This window comes from uncultured Thiodictyon sp., assembly GCA_903837595.1.
Classification (GTDB): domain Bacteria; phylum Pseudomonadota; class Gammaproteobacteria; order Chromatiales; family Chromatiaceae; genus Thiodictyon.
This window is the reverse complement of sequence record CAILVI010000387.1, coordinates 34989-53970: the sequence shown is the minus strand read 5'-3', so window position 1 is coordinate 53970 and position 18982 is coordinate 34989. Positions and strand designations below refer to the sequence as shown.

Here is an 18982-nt window from a genome sequence, read left to right as displayed (position 1 = left end):
GTCACGAGAACGGGGCGCGGCGGCCGGAACGATGACCAACTCTTGAAAAAAGCGCTGGCGCTCCTAGGCGGAATCAAATTGGACCACCACAGCCGTGACATTGTCACGCCCACCAGCCTCGCACGCGCGTTCAACCAGGGCCTGGGCCGCCTGTCCCGGCGCCCCGTCGGCCAGCACGGCGGCGATCTGCGCGTCGCTCACTTCCTTGTCCAGTCCGTCACTGCACAGCAGGTAACGATCACCCGCGCGCAGGGGAGCGATGAGGGTATCGATCTCGACCGTGGACTCGGCACCGATCGCGCGCGCCAGCACATTGGAATAGGGATGATGCTCCGCCTGCTCGGGGGCCAGGACCCCTTGGTCCACCAAGGCCTGTACCTGGGTGTGATCGCGGCTGACACGCGTCATTACACCATCGCGCAGTCGATAGGCACGACTGTCCCCCACCCACAGGATACCGCAGTGGTCACCGACCGCGATCAGGGTCACGATGGTGCTGCCGACGACATCGCCACCATCGGCAGCGGTCTCCTCGGCGAGTTGCCGGTTGACCTTCGTGAGTACCCCCCGCACCGCGTCCGCCGCCGCGCCCAGAAGCCGCGGGCGCGGCAGGGTCGCGAGTGCCTCCACCAGGGTGCGGCTCGCCCGCCCGCCGTCCCGGTGCCCGCCCATGCCGTCGGCGACGGCCCAGAGCCCCAGGTCGGGGCGGTCCAGGAAGTTGTCTTGATTGACCTTGCGGCGCCGGCCCGGATCGGTGAGGCCGCCCGAGGTCCAGCGATAAGGCGTGATCGGCGTCTCCATCTCAGACCTCCGGAACAGCGGCGGCTGGCACGGCACCGAGTTGGCGCCAACCGCAACCGCCCCAGTCGCCGGTCAAGAGTGCGCTGAAGCCCTCGGGCGGCGGCAACCCCTGGCAGGCCAGAAGCGAGGGGGCGACCTGGTCGGAGCCCTGGCTCCACCAAAGGCTGTACGCCAGGAAGACCTGGTCGAACGCTTGGGCGAGGAGCATGTTGCGGGCGCCCCCGAAGTCGCCATCATTGGGGGCGCTGAGGTGCCAGGCATTGGAGCGCCCCCCACCGCCGGCGAGCGGCGACGCACCGAGGGATGCCGGGCCGGCACCCGGGTTGCCCAAGGCCAACACCTGGCCGTCGAAGGCCTCCAGCGAAAAGGGGTCGACGAGCCCCGAGAGGGCCAACACCTCGACCTGCTCAAACCAGTCCTGCGCGCTCAGCAGCTCGAAGGGGTTGGTGCCGATCGGCAGGGGCGCGGCCAGGGTGAGCGGAAAGTAACGCCCGACCCGATCCACGCTCGGCATCAACACCCCGGCCCAGCCCCCCTGCCCCGCCACCCCGGGGCTCAACACGAAACGCCACAAGGGACTGGTCAGGTATTGGTCGAGCCAGCCGTCGCCGAGTTGTGCGCGACTGGCGGCCAGCGACTCCTGCAGCCATTGATCCCAGGGTGCGATCAGTTCAGTCGCCAGGCGGCGATTGACAAAGTCCCCCAAACTCGGGAACTTACCATAGAAACCGGTGGTGCCTGTCGTACTGTTCACAGCCGCTCCGGGCAGCTAAAGCCGCGCAATTCTTTGAGATCGACGAAGGGGTTACGCACGCTGGTAGCGCGCAACTCGAAGCTCGCCGCCAGCCCCGACAAGGAGAAGGTGACACGAAACAGTTCCGGCTGCCCGGTGGGTTGCAAGCGCGCCCGGTCCAGGACCCGGAACCAGGCCCACGCGTCCTCGACGGTCTGGCTGGGGGTCTTGCCATCGACCCCGGCAAAGGACAGACGCACCCGCCCGAGCCCATCGGGAGCCGGCCACTTGAGGGTCTGGGGCCTCAGTGGGCCGTGGCTGTAGCTGAGGATCTGACCGCCCAGATCCAGGGTGAACTGGGTGGCCTGATCGCTCAGCGTGGTCGGGGTCAGCTCAAACGCCACCGCCGGGACCTGACCACCGGCCGCAAAGAAGGCGTCGCGGATCACCGCGGCCGTCTGGAACTGGGCCAAGACCCCGGCGGGAATCCCCAGGTCGGCGTTGCGCCAGCGCCAGGGCCGGGCGGTACTGTTCACCAGGGGCGCCAGGTGCTCCTTGAAGAAGGCATCCAGTAGCCCGCCGAGGCCGAACAGCTTGCCGAAGTCGGCCAGGGGTGTCTCGCGCGTACTGCCCGGATCGAAGGGGTAACGCCCCCGGATCGCGTCCCGGCAAAAGGCCAGGACATTGACGCTCCAGAGATTATTCAGGCGGACCCGCTCCCCCCCCGCCACCAGGGTGGCGCTGTCATCGGCCAGGGGGCCGAGCAGACCCTTCAACACCGGGGGCGCCGCGGCGGCGGCCTGCTTGGCGGCCTGGATCTCTTTGCCGGCGCCGGCGGCAAGGCTCCCCTGCCCACTGGTCGCCGCGGCGTCGGCCGCCTTCAGTTGGACGCCGAGCTGGCCGACATTCTCCAGGACCCGATCGAGCGGCGCGCTCTTGTCCGCACCGGTGCGCGTCAGGTCGTGCAACCAGGCGAAGTGTCGCGTCACCGCGGTCTCCGGTGCCTCGACCCCGGCCGGCCGGGGTTCGTTCAGTTGGTCGCCGACGCGTTTGCGCAGGTCGGATGCACCCACACCCGCGATCCCCCCCACACTGCTCGCCGCCCGGTCGGCAATGGCATTGGCCATGGTCGTGCCCACGCCCGTCGCGATCCCCCCCGTGGCGGTGGGGGTCGGCACGCGGTCGAGCTCGGTCTCCCGGGCGGCGGCGCCGAGTACCTTGCGCAACGGCGAATCGTCGCGGCTCGCCAGGGTTTCAGCCACCTTCGCGGTGTCCTGCAGGTCCCGCGGCCGCACCAGGGTGAGGTCTGCCAGTAACTCGTCCCAGCGGTTGATATAGTCGCGCAGATACAGCTCCCTGACATCCGCCGCCAGGGTCCGGGCCTCCGCTGTGCCGGGGCTGACGCGCCCCTGCGGGCCCAACACCCAGCTATCCTGCGCCGCGGCGATGATCAGGCCGATCAGCGTGTTGGTGAACTGCTGATGGTAGCCCTCATAGGTGTAGAGCGCCGGGATGCCCTGGCTGATGGGCTTGCCGCTGCGCCGGGCCAGGACCAGTGGAGCCCGGTCACCACCGGCCCGGCTGATGGTGAAGTCGGGCAGGCCCGCGCCCATCGCCGAGTCCTTGAGCCGGTCATAGATGCGGTTCGCGAGCCGGCTACTGGTCAAGGCCTCCCGGGCCTTGCGGATCAGGTCACCGTCCAGGGCCAGCGGGAGCGGGGTCGGCCGGGTGTCCAGCAGGACAGTCAGGTGTTCGCTCAATTCCGCGCGCTGCTCCGTAGTCGTTTCACGCGGCAGGCGCGCCGCCCAGTCCTGCTCGATTGATGCCTTGAGTACCGCCGGATCATAGTGCTCGGCGTCGTCCAGCATCAAATAGGCGCGCAGCGCATCGTACAACCGCGCCGGATCACCCATGGCCTGGTTGATCTGCTGCTCCAACTGCAGGGTGATCGCCGGCAGCAGGGTCTTGTGCAGGATGCGGCGGTAGGTGCGGCTGGCCTGGGGACCGAGCTTTTCCTCCTGATCGAGCCCGAACGTCATACGCCAGGGGGTGCCCAAGTCGCGCTCCGCATAGCCCCCGGAGATGCTCCGGGCGGCATTGAGCAGGGGCAGTTGCGCGAGCAGGTCGCGCCCGGTCACCCCGGCGGCGCCCTTGAGTCCATCGATCTGGGTCTGGATGGCAGCGGCCTGGCCGGCGACTTCCGTGATATAGGCACGGTTACTCACGTAGCTCAGGGTCCAGGCAGCGGCAGCGCTCAGTGTGAGCAGGCCCGCACCGGCATAGGCACCCCATTTCAACCAGCGCCGCCGCTGCTCCAGACGTGGGTCGAGCCCGGCCAGCGCCGCCTCGGGGAAGATGACCTCGCGCAGCAGACGGGTGACGAAGAAGCTCTTGGCCGTCCCGCGGAAGGCATCCAGTCCCTGGCGGCCCAACCCGAAGTTGGCGGCGATCCGCGAGAGCACCCGATCGATGGGGGTGCCGGTCTGGGTGCCGCTGGTGAAATACACGCCACGCACCAAGGGGCGCGCCTCGTAACGGGTGGCATCCAGGCAGTCGTTTAGAAACTGCCCGATGGTCTCGCCCAGCGAGCCGAACTGGCGCGGGAAGCTGAAGATCAGGCCGCGGCGACGCGGGTCGCGCTCCGCCTGCATCCGCCCCAGCAACTGCTGGTCGAGCCGTTGGAGCAGGGCGCCCTGCTCGGTGCCGAAGCCCGCCAAGGCGGGTGCGGCATCCGCGGCGGCGGCGAAGGGGAAGGTCATGCCCCAGACCTGCTCACCGCCCTCTTTGCCCAGATCGGCGAAGAATTCCATGAAGCCGGCCACCAGATCGGCCTTCATCAAGAGCACATAGATCGGGAAGCGCAGCCGGAAGGTGCCGTACAGTTCCTGCACACGCGCCCGGATGGCCTGTGCATGGGCGTCGCGTTCGGCCGGGGACCACTGCATCAGGTCGGCCAGGCTGATCGCCAGCAGGACGCCGTTGATGGGCCGACGCGGGCGGTGCTTCTTCAGCAACCCGAGGAAGCCAGTCCAGGCGGCGCTGTCCACCTGGGCATGACTGTCCTGGGTGACATAGCGGCCGGCGGTGTCGAGCAACACCGCCTGATCAGTGAACCACCAGTCGCAATTGCGGGTGCCGCCGACCCCGCCGATGGGGCCCTGGCCCAAGCGCTCGGCCAGCGGGAACTTGAGCCCCGAGTTGACCAGCGCGGTGGTCTTACCACAGCCCGGCGGGCCGATCATCAGGTACCAGGGGAGCTGGTAGACCCAATGCCCCCCGAGTCCCTTGTTGCCCTCGCTGCCCTTGAGCAGGGTCAGGGCCTCGTCGAAGCGGCGCTGCAAGGTCGCCACCTCCTCGGCCGAAGCCAGGTTCGCCGGGTCCGGCGGACCCGCCGCCAATTGCTCCACCAGGCGGGCGTTGCGCCGCCGCGCGAGCAGCCAGGCCCCTATCTGCCACAATGCCCAGAGGACGAAGAGGGTACCGATGACCCACCAACGCCGTGACTCCGGGTCCAGGGGCACGCTGCCGGCAAAGCCGAGCAGGGGACCGAGGAACCAGACCAGCAGCGCCAGGGCGATCGTCCCCAACAGGCTCAAGAACCAGCGTGCGGTGAGAAATCCGAACAGGCCTGTCATCGCGTCACTCCCCCGGCATCACGCGTGGATTGAGGAACAGACCGCTGCAGGGTGATCTCCACCCGCCGGTTGCGTGCATCCCGTGGATTCTCCGGTACCGCCGGCTCGCTCTCGGCGCGGCCCTCGGCGGTAAAGCGCCCGGGCTCCTTCGTGATGGCCCCGAGCCGCACGGCAACCTCCTGCGCCCGCGCCTGGGACAGGTGAAAATTGGAGGGGAAGCGCAGTGACTTGATCGGCACGCTGTCGGTGTGACCGGTCACCAGGACCGGTCCCGGCAGTTGGGTCAGGGCCGCCCCGATGCGTTCGATCAGCGCCGCCACACCCGGCAGCAGGCTCGCCTGACCGGAGGCAAAGAGACCCTCACCGCGGATAATGATGGTCTGCCCCTGGGGTCGCTCGGCCACGCTCAGACGGTCGGCACCGATGTCGTCGGTGAGCAGGGTGCGCAGGGTGACCGCGCCCGGGCCGGGGCCGGGCGGCGGTTCCAGTGGGGGCGGCGCCGGCGCACGGGGGCGCTCCGTGGAGACCGAGAGGCCCCGGTCGAGGGCGGCCAGGGCGAGATAGACCGGGTCCGAGTCCCGACTGAGCGCAAAGGTGAAGACGGTAAAGAGCCCGAGCAACAGGAGCGCCGCCACCGCGGACAGCACCCACAGTGGCACCTGCTGGATCAGTGGGTCACGGTGCGGCGCCACGCCGCGCCAATGGGGCGAGAGCTCCGGCTCCGGATCGCCGCGCTGGCTGCGGATGGCCTGGTACAGGTTGGCGCGCACCCGCTCGAGCTGGTCACGACCGCCGTCGCGCACGCGGTAGCGGCCCTCGAACCCCTGGGCCAGGCAGAGATACATCAACTCCAGCAGATGCAGATTGCCCGCGGGATAGGCGAGCAGGCGGTCCAGCGCGTCGAAAAATTTCTCACCGCCCCAGGTCTCGTTGTGGAAGCTGACCAGCAGACCCTGCTTGCTCCAGATGCTGTGGCTGCCCCAGGGGGTATCGAGGATCGCCTCGTCCAACAGGGCGCACAGGATATAACGCGCAGGGGAGACCACCGACTCGGGTAGGCCGCGGCCGCGAGCACAGGCCTCGAAATCCCGCATCTGGCGAACCAGGCGCTCGCGCAGCCCATCGGGGTCGCGGTGGGAGGCACTCCCGCGCAGCTCGCCGGCCACGGCCAGCAGGTCGCTGGCGCAGGCCACCAGCGGGTTGTCGGCGGCGATCATCGCAGTGGGCACTGGCGGCGGGGTCGGTGCTGGGGCGGGCGACGGCGGCCATGCCGCCTGCCCCGGATCGGCCGCTGGGGGCCAGGGGGCGGGCGACGCAGACGGCGGCGCCCCAGCGGGCCGGCGGGCCCCGGGCGTCGGCCGGATCACGGTGGCACCCGCGTCGGCAGGGTCGAAGAAGGGGTCGTCGTTGGTCAAGGTCTACTCCCGGATTGCCCACAGGGCCAGTTCCAGGCCCGGGAACTCGCCGCCGATATGCAGGCCGAGGGTGCCCGCGGTGACCACTTGAGTCCAATACTCACTCGTGCGGTCCAGCTCGAAATAGTCGGAGCCGGCATGATAGGGAATCTCCAGCGGGGCGGTGGGCATGGCGCGCAACGGGACCCCCGGCAGGGCCAGCCTGACGAACTCCTGGATCTTCTCCACCGACGCGATCTTGGCCGTGGGCGGAAAGCGGTTGCGCAGGGCCTGAGAGTCCATGTCCGCGTGGACCGCGAGCACAAAGCGCGCCTCAGCCAGCAGGTTGCGGTCGGGCACCAGGGCGACCCGGAACCCGAACTTGCGCTCTTGAATCTGGATCTGGATCGCGCGCTCTACCAGTTCACGGCTCAGATAATCGCGCAGGCGCGCCATGAGCGGGGTAAAGCTGGCGTCCAGGTCGTCATGGCGGTAGGGGGGGAAGTCCGGCGGGCGCTTGTTGTCCGCGGCATAGGTCGCCAGTTCCCCGGCCAGCCCGAGCAAGAAGCGGTAAAGCGGCTCCGGGTGCAACCCCTGGATGCGGCCCAGGTGGATGGCCAGCGGTTCGCTCCGGTTGATCAGCTGCAACATCAGAAAATCCGCCCAGTCCGAGACCGCGCCGCGCCCGCCCCCGCGCACCCGTCCGGCGCGCGCCTCGGCCTGGCGGTGCATCAGCCCGGTGACCTCCTCCAGAAAACCCGTGAGCCGCGGGGCGGCGCACAGCTCCAGACAGGGTGGGCAATAGGTGTCATCGAGCTGCACCAAGAGGTCGGCCCGCCGCCCCAGGACCCGGGCAAGACCGCAACAGGCGAAGCCGTCGCGGGCATCATTTTCGCGCAGCAGGCGCAGATCGAGCCGCCCCACCTCCAACAGGGTCTCGGTATCCGCACCCAGGGCGTCGTCAAGCACCCGCAATTCCCCGGCGCGATAGCGCAACATGGTCTCCGGGGCGCTCGCCGCGCCGCTCTGCGCCGCGCCCGGGCGGCGCAGCGGCAAGGCCAGGTAGATGATCTGACCCGCAGCATCTGCCTCCAACAGCAAGGGCGGCGGCAGTGGATCACTGGCCGGGGCATCGAAGGGGGTGCCGTCCGGCAGCCGACCGGCACAGTCGGTGACCGCGAGCCGCCCCTGAGCGAGCAGGTCCCGATCGATGGCGAGCCGTGTGAGCCCCCAGGGATAGGGGCAGCCGAGCCCCGCCTGGGACTCCACCAGGTGCTCCAGATAGCGGTCATGTTGCTGGAAGTGATGGGGCTGCAAGAACAGCCCCTCCGACCAAAGGACGCGATTGTCCTGGGCCATAGTGCCTCCTCAGCGCTGTTGGGCGGTGATCGTGGTCGCCCCGACGTCGATTTGAACGGTGTTGTCCTGGCCCGGCTTGAGGACCTCCAAGGCCCGCCAATCGGCCCGGTCGATATCACGGAAGGCACCGACCACGCCCAAGTGAGTGGCCGCGGGGTTTAACGGTTGCACCAGCGAGCGCCGCTGCCCCGGCACCAACCTGACCTCCTCCCGAGCGATCAGGTCAGCACCCAAGGTCGCCGACTCCTTGTCATAGAGGCTGAAGAAGTCCGCACTCGCAAAGCCCCCCTCGACCTTCAGTTGATAGATCCGCACCACGATCGGCAGGCCACGCTTCCCCGGCCCCCGGTTGGCGTCGGGGGCGGCGAGCACCTGAAGGTGCAACTGCGGCGGCTTGTCCCCCTTGGGTGCGGCCGGGGGTGCGACCGGAGGTGCTTTGCCAGCGAGTTCGCCGAGCTTATCCCAGACCGACTTCGCTTTCCCACCGACATCCGCGGCGGTCTTGGCCGCGTCGACGGCCTGCTGACGCTGCGCGGCTTGCGAGTCTTTGGGGGCCGACGCGGGCGCGTCGGCCAAGCCGGCGGCGCCGACGGGTGCGGCTAATACCGCCACAGCCAACATCAGGACACTGACTGCCCGCTGCCATTGCTTTGCCGGTCGGTTCATCACGCTACCCTCGTCGCTGGCCTCGTCACTCGTGGTCGTCAGAGATTATCAGGGAACGGCAGCCGGTCCTAGCCATGTTTGCCCTGCTGCCGACGCGCCTGGGCCAGGCGGTGGACCTGGTCCTCATAGGCGCGGGTGAAGGCGTCACCGAACAACTGCATGAAGTCATCCGCCGCATCCGCTGCCACTTGACCATAGGTCTCGGTGAAAAGATCCCAATAGCGCGAACGGCGCGCCATCGGCAGGAGCTTGTCGAGCCCGGAGGCCGCCCCCAGGCGCCGCTCCAACTCGGCCGGCTCGAAGCGGGCCAGCAGCGCCCGCAGGGCCGCGCGCAGACCGGCGATCATGGCCATCTCATGCGCCTGGATGTCCTCGAAGGCGCCCCGTGCCGCCTCCACGGGCGGCAGAAAGCCCGGAGCAGAGCGAAACAGCAACCGCTCCAGGGCCTCGTCCACTCCCACGGAGAACTTAAAGGGGTTGTTCTCCGCCGCACGGATAGTGGTCACCCCGAGGCGCAGTTCGCTCTTGAACTCAGCGCGACTCTGCATGGTCCCCGTGAGCCCCTGGGTCAGCTCCCGCAGGAGTTCCCCGACGTCGTACAAGAACTGATGCGGGTCTTTGATCGACTCGGCGCAGCCGACCCCGAGCCCGGCAAGGAAGCTGCCGAGCCCGGTGTCCAGCGCCGACGGTGCCGCGCCGGGCGCGGCGACGGGGGGCGTGACGGGAACCGCGATCGGCGCGGTGGGCTGCGGAACCGGCTCCGGCGCCATCTGGGACGGACGCGCCGGACGCGGCACCGCCACGACCGGGGCCAATGCGGGCGGCGCCGGTGACATTACAGCGGCCGGCACGGCCGATGGTGTCGGCGGTTCCACCGACAGGATAGGGTCCGCGGGCGGCCCGCCCCGGGGCGGTGGCACGGGCTGCAACGGGGCTACCGGCAGGGGAGGCTGCGGCAGCGGGGCGCCAAAATCCGCGAACGGATCGCTCGCATGGTCGCCCGAATCGTCGGCGAGCAAGTCATAATCGTCCGGCACCAGGGGCCCGGCCGGCGCCCCGCCTGGCCGCGCGGCGGGCCCAATCTCCGGCGGGCGGAAATGGACGTGCTCGAAGGGGGTGGGCCGGGGCATCGCCAGCCCCGCCTCGGCGGGCGCGGCCGGGCCGCCGAGGAAGGGGTCCAGGGCCACGGCATCGGCAAACGGGTCCGACCTCTTTGACAGAGAGAAGGCACGGGCGGGCGGGGCCGGGCCGGTGCCCGCAGCAGCGCCGCCCGGGGTCAGCAGGTCCATGATGTCCGGTGTCGGATCGGGGCCATTGAGGCCGGGCAGGAATTGATCGCCCGTGAGGCCGAAGGGATCGGATCGGGCGGCCCCGGTTCCACCCGCAGCGATCACCAGTTCGTAGGGGCCGATGTTCAGGGTGTCCCCGTCCGCCAACCGGACCGGCTGCTGGACCGGCAGCCGCTCTTCAGCCTGGTTGAGGAAGGTCCCGTTGGTGCTCCCCAGGTCAATCGCCCAGGGGCTGCCGTCACGCAGCTCAAGGCGGAGATGGCGACCGGAGACGACCCGATCCGGATCGCTCAGGATCAGGTCGCTGCCCGGGTTGCGACCGACAATACACCCACTCTCGCCAATGGTGAGGCGGGTGGGGGTTGCGGGTGCCGCGCCCTGATGGCGCGCGATGGTGATGCTGAACTCCATGTCGAGCCCTGACTCGTTGACGAAGGGAGCGTCAGTATAAACCAAGGTCATGATTAGGATCGGCTGGCCCTGCATCGTTGGACCGCGCACACCAGCGGGTCGCGACCCACTCGCGGCGCCCTCGGAGTACTTGCCCGGTTGGGGGGCGCCAGGCCAGGTGGCACCTGTATGACACCGGGACCCAGGCCTAATCCACCCGCGCGAGCGTCGACACGCTGCCACCGCCGGCGCCTTGAACCCGGCGCCGGATGCGGCGTCGGGGAGGGACGGTAACCCCGCGCAGCGCAGCTGTCGGCTACAATGCCCGGCACGGGATGAGCCGCAGCCAGCCGCCCGCCACGGGACACGGACCCCGCGCCCGTGCCTGACCGGGAGGTCCCAAGACAGGGCATTGGTCCGCACATGAACGCAACCGGGGGGCAGATGAACAGCGAATCGACCAGGCTGACCGGAACCGGCAGCGCCGATCCCACGGCGGCCACGCAGTTGCGCACCATGATGCCCACCGGGCCGGAAACCGGGCCAGACTCAGCGCCCACGGCACCGCCACTCCCCGCCGCCGAGGCGACGCAGCCACCCTCGCCAACCGACATCCCGCCCGGTACCTTGCTGGTCAATACCTACCGGGTCGAGCGCTTGCTGGGCGGCGGCGGCATGGGCGAGGTCTACCTGACCCGTCATGCCGGACTCGGCAGCCTGCACGCGGTGAAGGTGATCCGCCCCGCGATGGCCGCCAACCGCCAGGTGATGGACTTGTTTTACCGCGAGGCCAAGGTTCTGCGCGGGGTACGTAACGACGCCGTGGTGAGTTACGAGGGTTTCCTGCGCGATGCCGAGGGGCGGGACTATCTGGTCATGGAGTTCGTGGAGGGTTCCTCGCTGGCGGAGCGACTACGCGAAGGGCCGCTCCCCCCCGAGGAGGTGTTGATACTGCGTGACCGGCTCGCCGCGGGACTCGCGGCAGCCCATCGACACGGGGCCATTCACCGCGACATCTCCCCGGATAACGTGATCCTGCCGGACGCCGGGGTGACCGCCGCCAAACTCATCGACTTCGGACTGAGCAAACTCACCGACCCGGCTGAGGCGACCATTATCGGTGACTCATTCGCCGGCAAATACCGCTTTGCCTCCCCGGAGCAGTTCGGGATGTTCGGCGGGGTCGTGGACGGGCGCTCGGACATCTACAGCCTGGGTCTGATCCTCGCCGCTGCGGCCCTCGGCCACCCCTTGGACATGACCAACAGCATTGATGCGGCCCTGCGCGCCCGTCTGACGGTGCCCGACCTGACGCAGATACCGGCCCCCATCCGCCCGTGGTTGAGCGCCATGCTGGAGCCCGACCCGGCGCGCCGACCCGCAAGCCTCGATACCCTGCTGCTGAAGTGGCCGGCGCACCCCCCGGTCGCCCAGCGGTCCCACACCCCAGACGGTTGGCGGCCCCCCGCGGAGCCGGCACCGCGAGGCCGGATGGGCCCGCTGCTCTGGGGTGGCGGCGCCGTGCTGACGGTGGCCGCGGCGGCGGGCATCTACTTCATTCTGCGCCCATTGGAGACGACCCCACCGCCCGGCCGGGACCAGCCCGGCGCAACCACCGCCTCAGTGGCGACCGGGAGCCAGCGACTCAAGCCGCCTGAGTCCGGATCGCCCGCGACCATGGCCGAAAACATTGAGTCCCTGACCCAGGCCGGACGCTATGACGAGGCCCTTAAGTCCGCCCGATCACTGATCGCCGCGCCACCCGCGAGCGGGCTGCCGAACGACGCCTTGGTGACCCTGACCAAACAACTGCGGGTCGCCGGCCGACCCGCGGACGCCTTCGCGCTGGTGGAGGCACTGATCGCCGCCGAGGTCGCACTGCCCGCCGCTGACCTCTGGGCACTGGCCCAAGATCTGCGCGAGGCCGGCCATCTCGACCCCTGGTTCTTCCTGGTGCGGACCCTTGCCAACCACGACGACGGCCCCGCCGCCTTTGCCCTGGCCGAAATGTACGACCCGCTGCACTGGGCGCCCGGCACCTCCCCGCTTCCCAAGCCCCGGCCCGACAAGGCGCAGGAGTGGTATCGCAAGGCCCAGGCGCGCGGCGTCCCCGAAGCCGCCGCACGCCTGGAGGCGCTCAAGACGGCGCCGGGCGGGTGAGCGTTATCGACCCTCGGCCAGTTCGATCAGGACCTCGTTGCGGCGCAGCGGACCTGGCGTGAAGGGACCGTTGTAGCAGGCATAGACCGGTGCCGCAACGGGGGTGAGGTGATGGGCGGCGAGCCGGGCGCGCAGTTACGCCGCGCCTTGTGGTTCCCGGCAATGCCCTAACTTATTGGTAGGAGACGCACCCCGCGCCGGTGCCGAGCGCCACTCACCACCCCATTCACAGCCCACGAGGCATCAGCGATGACCATCCGCACGTCCGCACTCCTCACCGCCGGCCTGCTGGCCGGTCTGCTCCTGGCCGGTTCGCTGCTCCCCGCACACGCCGGTGACGGCGGCAAAGGCAAGAGGACGGCCACGGCCACCGCGCTGTGGTCGCCGGCGCCCATGGCCCTGGAGGCACGCCCGACCGGTGTTTGAACGCGTGAAAAATCGCCCAGGGGGCGATTTTTCAAGGACTGTGAGAAAATCCCCACCCGCCCCCCTGACCCGCACCCCGAATCCTGATGACTCCCCCTGCCGTATCCGAGGCCGCCGCCGACGCCGCACTGTGCTCACCCCTGACACCCCCCCTGCCGCAGCGCCCCGGCGAGCGACTCCTGTGGGGCCGGCTGCGGGGGGCGGCCCGGGCACTGGCGATTGCCGCGGCGGCGCAGCGCCACCCGGGCCTGGTGCTGGCCCTGGTGGAGGACGTGCAGGCGGCGACCCGACTGCGTGACGCACTCGCGTTCTTCCTGGGCGAAGGGTCCGCGGACGCCATCCCACTGCTCGGCTTCCCGGACTGGGAGACCCTGCCCTATGACGTCTTCTCGCCCCTGCCGGAGTTGGTCTCCGAGCGCCTACTAACCCTGCACCGCCTGCCGACGCTCAAGCGCGGCGTGCTGGTGGTGCCGATGGCGACCCTGCTCCAGCGCCTGCCGCCGCGCGATTATGTGGACGGTCACTCACTGGTGCTGGCCGTCGGCGACCAGCTGGACCTGGACTTGACCCGCCGCCGCCTGGAGCGCTCCGGCTATTCCTGCGTCTCCCAGGTCATGGGCCACGGCGAGTTTGCCGTGCGCGGCTCGATCCTCGACTGCTTCCCCATGGGCAGCACGGAGCCCCTGCGCATCGACCTGCTGGACGACGAGGTCGACACCATCCGCACCTTCGACCCCGAGACCCAGCGCACCCGCGAACGCCTGACCCAGGTCCGCATGCTCCCGGCGCGCGAGTTTCCGCTCAGCGAGGAGGCGATCTCCGGCTTCCGCCAACGCTACCGGATGCGCTTCGAAGGCGACCCCAAGGCCAGCCTGATCTATCGGGAGGTCTCGGAGGGCCGCACCCCAGGCGGGCTGGAGTATTACCTGCCGCTCTTCTTCGAGCAGACCGCGACCCTCTTCGACTATCTGCCCGATGGCTGCCTGGCCTTGGAGCCCGACGGCTGCCGGGACGCGGCGGCCGCCTTCCTGGACGGTGTACAGGCGCGCTATGAGCAGCGTCGCCATGACGTGGAACGGCCACTGTTGGCGCCCGCCCAGGTCTATCTGGAGGCGGACGAGTTGGCCCATCGGCTCAAGGGCCTCACGGGCGTGCTCTACCAGCGCTCCGAATTGGACGAACGGCGCAAGGGCTATGCGGACGCCCACAATTTCGCCACCCGGGCACTGCCGCCGCTCGGCATCCAGGCACGCGCCACCCACCCGGCCCAGGCCATCCAGGAGTTCCTGGCAGTGCCGGGGCGGCGCGTGCTCTTCATCGCCGAGGGCCTGGGCCGCCGCGAGATGCTCAACGACCATCTGCACGGTTTCGGCATCAACCCCCGCCCGGTCGCCGGCTGGGCCGCCTTCCTGGCCGGCAAGGACGCGGTTGGGCTGACCGTCGCCCCGCTGGAGCAGGGCCTGTGGCTGGCGCACCCCGATCTGGCCATCGTCACCGAGACCCAGCTCTATGGCGAGCGGGTGCGCCAGGACCGCCGCCGCCGCGCCCGGGAGCGCGACAGCGACGCCATTGTCCGCAACCTGACCGAACTCACCGCCGGCTCACCGGTGGTCCACGAGGACCACGGCGTCGGGCGCTATCTGGGGCTGGAGACGCTCACCGTCGGGGGGCTCACCACCGAGTTCCTGACCCTGGAGTATGCCAAGGGGGACAAGCTCTATGTCCCGGTCAGCTCGCTGCACCTGATCTCACGCTACACCGGGACCTCGCCGGAGAATGCCCCGCTGCACCGCTTAGGCGGCGACCAATGGGACAAGGTCAAGCGCAAGGCAGCCGAGAAGGCGTGCGACGTGGCCGCGGAACTGCTGGACATCTACGCCCGGCGCGCCGCCCGGCCCGGCGTCGCCTTCCCGGCGCCCGGGGAGGAATACGCCGCCTTTGCCGACGCCTTTGCATTCGAGGAGACCCCGGACCAACAGCGCGCCATCGAGGGCGTGCTGGCCGACATGGAAGACAGCAAGCCGATGGACCGGGTGGTGTGCGGCGACGTGGGCTTCGGCAAGACCGAGGTCGCCATGCGCGCCGCCTTCGTCGCCGCCAACGGCGGGCGTCAGGTGGCGGTGCTGGTGCCCACCACGCTGCTCGCCCAACAGCACTTCGAGAACTTCTCCGACCGCTTCGCCGACTGGCCGATCCGGGTCGAGAGCCTGTCGCGCTTCCGCAATGCCAAGGAACAGAAGGTCATCCTGGACGGGCTGGCCAACGGCACCCTGGACATCGTGGTCGGCACCCATAAGCTCTTGCAGGCATCGGTGAAGTTCAAGAACCTGGGGCTGGTGGTCATCGACGAGGAACACCGCTTCGGGGTGCGCCACAAGGAGCAGATGAAGTCGCTGCGGGCCGAGGTCGATATATTGACACTCACCGCCACCCCCATCCCCCGGACGCTGAATATGGCGATGGCGGGCCTGCGTGACCTGTCGATCATCGCCACCCCGCCGGTGGAGCGGCACCCCATCAAGACCTTTGTCAGCCCCTGGAATGACGCATTGATCCAGGAGGCGGTGCAGCGCGAATTGAAACGCGGCGGCCAGGTCTATTTCCTCCACAATGAGGTCGAGACCATCGAGAACCAGGCGCAGAAGTTGGAGGCGCTGATCCCGGAGGCGCGGGTGCAGATCGCCCACGGCCAACTGCGTGAGCGCGACCTTGAGCGCATCATGCGCGACTTCTATCACCAGCGCTTCAACCTGCTGGTCTGCACCACCATCATCGAAAGCGGTATCGACGTCCCCAGCGCCAATACCATCGTCATCAACCGCGCGGACAAGCTCGGGCTGGCGCAACTGCACCAATTGCGCGGCCGGGTCGGGCGCTCACACCACCGTGCCTATGCCTATCTGATCACCCCGCCGCCCAAACAGATGACCGCCGACGCCAAGAAACGCCTGGAGGCCATCGAGTCCATGGAAGACCTGGGCGCCGGCTTTACCCTAGCCACCCATGATCTGGAAATCCGCGGCGCCGGTGAACTCCTGGGCGATGAGCAATCGGGGCAGATCCACGAGATCGGCTTTTCGCTCTATACGGATCTGCTGGAGCGGGCGGTGCAGGCATTGAAGGCCGGCCGCACCCCCGAGCTTGACCGTCCGTTAGACCACGGCGCCGAGATCGATCTGGGACTGCCCGCGCTGCTGCCCAGTGATTATCTGCCCGATGTCCATACGCGCTTGGTCATGTACAAACGCATCGCCAGCGCCAAGGACCAGGAGGCCTTGCGCGAGATCCAGGTGGAAATGATCGACCGCTTCGGCCTGCTGCCCGACCCGGCCAAGAACCTGATGGCCATCACCGAGATCAAGCTCACCGTGCAGCCCTATGGCATCAAGAAGATAGAGGCGGGTCCGGCGGGCGGGCGGGTGATCTTCGGCAGCGACACCAAGGTCGACCCGACGCGACTGATCAAGCTGATTCAGACCAGGCCGAAGGAATACAAGCTCGACGGCGGCGACAAGCTGCGGTTTTTCAGGGACCTGTCCGATCCCAGCCAGCGCATCGAGCAAGTCGGGCGGGTGGTGGAGCAGTTGGTCGGCTAGGCAATTGGAGGTCGAGGCTTCAGCCGGTGGAGGCCGCAGCCGGGCGCTTGCCCACCTGTGCGGGCACGGCCATGGCCACAACCCCGCTACTTCCAGCCCGTTCGCCTTGGCGTACAATCTCCCTGGGACCAAGCCCCGAAACACCTCCTAAAGGTACCCGCCGATGCGACTGTCTCACGAAGATATCGCCGCCATCCGCTGTCTGGTTCAGGCGCGTTTTGGCGCTGACGCGGGCATCTGGCTATTCGGCTCGCGCCTGGACGACAGCGCCCGCGGGGGCGATGTCGACCTCTACGTGGAGCCTGTCCACCTGCCTGCGGAAGACCTCCTGCTCGCCCGCCAGGCGTTGCGCCGCGACCTGGAGCGACGACTCCGCCTCCCAGTCGACCTGGTGATCAATCCCGGGCAGACCACCGCATTCATGCGTCAGGCACGCACCGAAGGCTATCCCTTATGAGTCCGCGCCATGCCGTGCTCCACTGGACGATTGGGAACGTCAGCGTGACCTGCGCAATGCCATCGGGCACGAATACCTGGGGACCGATTGCGATCCAGCATATCTGGCTGAACGCCCGCTTTTCAGACTGACCGAAGACACGAGTAGCGGCGACCGAATCAATCACATTGGCCTTCGGCGTTGTAGCCCAGAATTTCATCGTCAGCGCGCCGATCCAGTACCGGCAAGGTCCAGACCTCAGTCTTGAGCCAGTCCAGGCTTTCCGCGACCGTGGGTCTGCGCGGCAGGCCGGGCGCCCCTGCGAGCCCCGACTGAAGGGCGACGATGGCCTCCTGCGCCATCGAGCGGCGGTGGTCGGTGGCGGCTTGCTTGAGCCTGCCGTACAGGTCATCCGGGACGTTGCGCAAGACCAGGGTGGCCATCCGATGATCCTCAGCAAAGGCGATATTGCCGTAGATGCCAGGACCGATCCACGAAGCACACAACCAAGCGACCGCTAATAGACCGGGGGTCGAGGCTTTACCGCGAAAGTCAGGCTGGGACCCCGTGGGAGGGGCTTTAGCCGCGACGCGACCTGGCAAGCTGCCGTGGCCTCGTCGTGGCTGAAGCCGCTCCCACGGGGGACTTGCATCGTCACAAGTTGCGGTGCTGCGGCGGATCGGTCTGATCGGCGAATACATCGGCACCACCTTCCTGCTCAAGGCACGGCACAGCAATCCTCGGAGGTGAGGCGGATCGGGTGCCCACATCTGGGCGGACACCGAGCGGGAGGTCCGTCAGATCGCCCAGGAGAAAGGGCCACGGTTACCAGCAGACGGTCTCCGCCTTCCTGGGGAGCGCCAATTTTCCGCTGGTTGCGCGGTAGGTCACCGGGCGCTCGGGCGCTACGTCGGGCGAGAGGGCCAGGGGTGGGATCACTGCGGTCACCGGTCCGGGCGGCAACCCGTCGCGGCCTGGGGGCCGCTCCTACGGGAGGGCATCCGCAGAGGAACCGAGAAGAATGATCAAGGCCCGCAGGAGGCCGCGGGGCGACCTATTCGGGGGCTTGACTTCACGCACAAAATCTGCCTAAAATCTTTCGCCCGGCGATTTGTGAGGTTAGCAGCGTCGCCGCAAGCTGGTAGGGCGTCTTTAAACGTTTCTCTGGAGGACCGGCATGAATAATACGAGGCAGGTGCAGCAACAGTTCCGCAACCAGTATGTCGTGTGGTTGGCGGCATTGCTTTTGGTCAGCTTTCTGGCCGGCTGCGCATTCAAGGTAAGACTGGTTGCGGAATACGACGCAATCATTGATAACGCCGTCAACGCGCTGCACGTCAAGACGGTAAGCTTTTTTGCAAAACTGAACGCATCATCACGGGCGGAGGCCTCCTACGAGGCAAACAAGGCGTTTTATCAACAGGCGCAGGGCGATGTGGCCGCGTTGATCACGCGGGCCAAAGTCCTTGAGGATGGATTGAAAGCCCGCCCGCTGACCACGAATTTCGAGGCGCTCAAGGCGCAATATGAAGATCTGGCGGCACTGCACAAGACGGCCCCCGCACCGGCGCTGCTCAAGAGTGCCCAGGACGCCTTTGAGCAATCGTTCAGGGCCATCGTTCAGCACCTGCTGTTCCTTAAGTGGAATCAAAGCCAACCGGCACTCACCCAACAGTAAAGGAGACGGAAAATGACCCCTATCAATGTCAATGATGTCGCGCATCAGATGCTCGTGGCGGCCCAGGGTGTATTGAAGGACAAGTGGCCGGAGGTGCAGAACTTCGCGACCAGCGAGGCCAAGAAATTCGCCCAGAGCATGGCGGACATCCAGGTGTGGAAGGGCCTGCATCAGATCACCGAAGAGCAGGCGCAGTCGTTAACGCGGCTGCATCAGCGCTCGATGAAGATGGTCTTTACCTCACTGGAAGGGATCAGCCTGGCCATGGCCGAAAAGGCGATCAATGCCGCGCTCGATGTCGTGCGCGCGGTTGTCAATAAGGCGATTGGCTGGAAGGTCATTTAGCCGCTACTGCCACCACGGCAGTCAGGGGGGCCGGGCACTCAGGCCCCAGACGCGGCGGACGGGGCAAATGCCCC

14 protein-coding genes are annotated in these 18982 nt (G+C 68.1%); 6 read left to right on the top strand and 8 right to left on the bottom strand.

The genetic code is table 11. The annotated features are described in order from the left end of the window. Nucleotides 1-63: 63 nt before the first annotated feature. From QZY44_RS23045 to tagH, 7 genes are all read right to left on the bottom strand, one after another. Nucleotides 64-801 (bottom strand): protein phosphatase 2C domain-containing protein, encoded by a 738-nt coding sequence (locus QZY44_RS23045; RefSeq protein ID WP_295453254.1) that lies wholly within the window; start codon nucleotides 799-801, stop codon nucleotides 64-66. A gap of 1 nt (nucleotide 802) precedes the next feature. Continuing rightward, nucleotides 803-1555 carry a type VI secretion system-associated protein TagF gene (tagF, locus tag QZY44_RS23040; RefSeq protein ID WP_295453251.1) on the bottom strand — a complete coding sequence of 251 codons (753 nt, stop codon included), beginning with the start codon at nucleotides 1553-1555 and terminating at the stop codon, nucleotides 803-805. Further along, entirely contained in the window at nucleotides 1552-5169 is a 3618-nt protein-coding gene (gene tssM / locus QZY44_RS23035; RefSeq protein ID WP_295453248.1) for a type VI secretion system membrane subunit TssM, read from the bottom strand. Before tssM ends, tagF begins: the two co-directional genes overlap by 4 nt. Further along, nucleotides 5166-6584 carry a type IVB secretion system protein IcmH/DotU gene (icmH, locus tag QZY44_RS23030; protein WP_295453244.1) on the bottom strand — a complete coding sequence of 473 codons (1419 nt, stop codon included), beginning with the start codon at nucleotides 6582-6584 and terminating at the stop codon, nucleotides 5166-5168. The genes tssM and icmH overlap by 4 nt, the downstream gene beginning before the upstream one ends. Nucleotides 6585-6587: 3 nt before the next feature. Beyond that, complete coding sequence (gene tssK / locus QZY44_RS23025) at nucleotides 6588-7922, bottom strand: type VI secretion system baseplate subunit TssK (protein WP_295453232.1); 1335 nt, start codon at nucleotides 7920-7922, stop codon at nucleotides 6588-6590. A 9-nt stretch (nucleotides 7923-7931) separates the two neighbouring features. Further along, nucleotides 7932-8588 carry a type VI secretion system lipoprotein TssJ gene (gene tssJ, locus QZY44_RS23020; protein ID WP_295453227.1) on the bottom strand — a complete coding sequence of 219 codons (657 nt, stop codon included), beginning with the start codon at nucleotides 8586-8588 and terminating at the stop codon, nucleotides 7932-7934. A 68-nt stretch (nucleotides 8589-8656) separates the two neighbouring features. Then, the gene (gene tagH / locus QZY44_RS23015; RefSeq protein ID WP_295453223.1) at nucleotides 8657-10339 is read right to left on the bottom strand and encodes a type VI secretion system-associated FHA domain protein TagH; all 1683 of its coding nucleotides are present in this window, start codon (nucleotides 10337-10339) and stop codon (nucleotides 8657-8659) included. 372 nt (nucleotides 10340-10711) lie between these two features. Between tagH and QZY44_RS23010 the strand changes: the two genes are divergently transcribed. The 4 genes from QZY44_RS23010 (at nucleotide 10712) to QZY44_RS22990 (ending at nucleotide 16906) form a co-directional block, all read left to right on the top strand. Continuing rightward, entirely contained in the window at nucleotides 10712-12427 is a 1716-nt protein-coding gene (locus QZY44_RS23010; protein WP_295453219.1) for a protein kinase, read from the top strand. Between the two features lie 249 nt (nucleotides 12428-12676). Continuing rightward, on the top strand, nucleotides 12677-12853 hold the full coding sequence (locus QZY44_RS23000) for a hypothetical protein (protein WP_295453214.1): 177 nt from the start codon (nucleotides 12677-12679) through the stop codon (nucleotides 12851-12853). 86 nt (nucleotides 12854-12939) lie between these two features. Next, nucleotides 12940-16449, top strand: a complete 3510-nt coding sequence (mfd, locus tag QZY44_RS22995; protein WP_295453211.1) for a transcription-repair coupling factor — start codon at nucleotides 12940-12942, stop codon at nucleotides 16447-16449. Between the two features lie 163 nt (nucleotides 16450-16612). Further along, nucleotides 16613-16906 (top strand): nucleotidyltransferase domain-containing protein, encoded by a 294-nt coding sequence (locus QZY44_RS22990; RefSeq protein WP_295453208.1) that lies wholly within the window; start codon nucleotides 16613-16615, stop codon nucleotides 16904-16906. Nucleotides 16907-17064: 158 nt separating this feature from the next. On the opposite strand, the gene QZY44_RS22985 is transcribed toward QZY44_RS22990, so the two are convergent. Next, nucleotides 17065-17328, bottom strand: coding sequence for a hypothetical protein (locus QZY44_RS22985; protein WP_295453203.1), 264 nt, complete (start codon nucleotides 17326-17328; stop codon nucleotides 17065-17067). Nucleotides 17329-18062: 734 nt separating this feature from the next. On the opposite strand from QZY44_RS22985, the gene QZY44_RS22980 reads away from it, so the two are divergent. Together QZY44_RS22980 and QZY44_RS22975 are read left to right on the top strand one after the other, a co-directional pair. Then, complete coding sequence (locus tag QZY44_RS22980; protein ID WP_295453198.1) at nucleotides 18063-18563, top strand: hypothetical protein; 501 nt, start codon at nucleotides 18063-18065, stop codon at nucleotides 18561-18563. Nucleotides 18564-18575: 12 nt separating this feature from the next. Further along, nucleotides 18576-18908, top strand: a complete 333-nt coding sequence (locus QZY44_RS22975) for a hypothetical protein (protein ID WP_295453195.1) — start codon at nucleotides 18576-18578, stop codon at nucleotides 18906-18908. The last annotated feature ends 74 nt before the right edge of the window (nucleotides 18909-18982 follow it).

What these genes read in the sequence shown, in the direction of transcription:
- mfd (WP_295453211.1), top strand. Translation starts at nt 12,940, where the DNA reads ATGACTCCCCCTGCCGTATCCGAGGCCGCCGCCGACGCCGCACTGTGC.
- QZY44_RS22990 (WP_295453208.1), top strand. Translation starts at nt 16,613, where the DNA reads ATGCGACTGTCTCACGAAGATATCGCCGCCATCCGCTGTCTGGTTCAG.
- QZY44_RS23045 (WP_295453254.1), bottom strand. Translation starts at nt 801, where the DNA reads ATGGAGACGCCGATCACGCCTTATCGCTGGACCTCGGGCGGCCTCACC.
- QZY44_RS22985 (WP_295453203.1), bottom strand. Translation starts at nt 17,328, where the DNA reads ATGGCCACCCTGGTCTTGCGCAACGTCCCGGATGACCTGTACGGCAGG.
- QZY44_RS23000 (WP_295453214.1), top strand. Translation starts at nt 12,677, where the DNA reads ATGACCATCCGCACGTCCGCACTCCTCACCGCCGGCCTGCTGGCCGGT.
- tssK (WP_295453232.1), bottom strand. Translation starts at nt 7,922, where the DNA reads ATGGCCCAGGACAATCGCGTCCTTTGGTCGGAGGGGCTGTTCTTGCAG.
- tagH (WP_295453223.1), bottom strand. Translation starts at nt 10,339, where the DNA reads ATGACCTTGGTTTATACTGACGCTCCCTTCGTCAACGAGTCAGGGCTC.
- QZY44_RS23010 (WP_295453219.1), top strand. Translation starts at nt 10,712, where the DNA reads ATGAACAGCGAATCGACCAGGCTGACCGGAACCGGCAGCGCCGATCCC.
- QZY44_RS22975 (WP_295453195.1), top strand. Translation starts at nt 18,576, where the DNA reads ATGACCCCTATCAATGTCAATGATGTCGCGCATCAGATGCTCGTGGCG.
- tssJ (WP_295453227.1), bottom strand. Translation starts at nt 8,588, where the DNA reads ATGAACCGACCGGCAAAGCAATGGCAGCGGGCAGTCAGTGTCCTGATG.
- tssM (WP_295453248.1), bottom strand. Translation starts at nt 5,169, where the DNA reads ATGACAGGCCTGTTCGGATTTCTCACCGCACGCTGGTTCTTGAGCCTG.
- QZY44_RS22980 (WP_295453198.1), top strand. Translation starts at nt 18,063, where the DNA reads ATGAATAATACGAGGCAGGTGCAGCAACAGTTCCGCAACCAGTATGTC.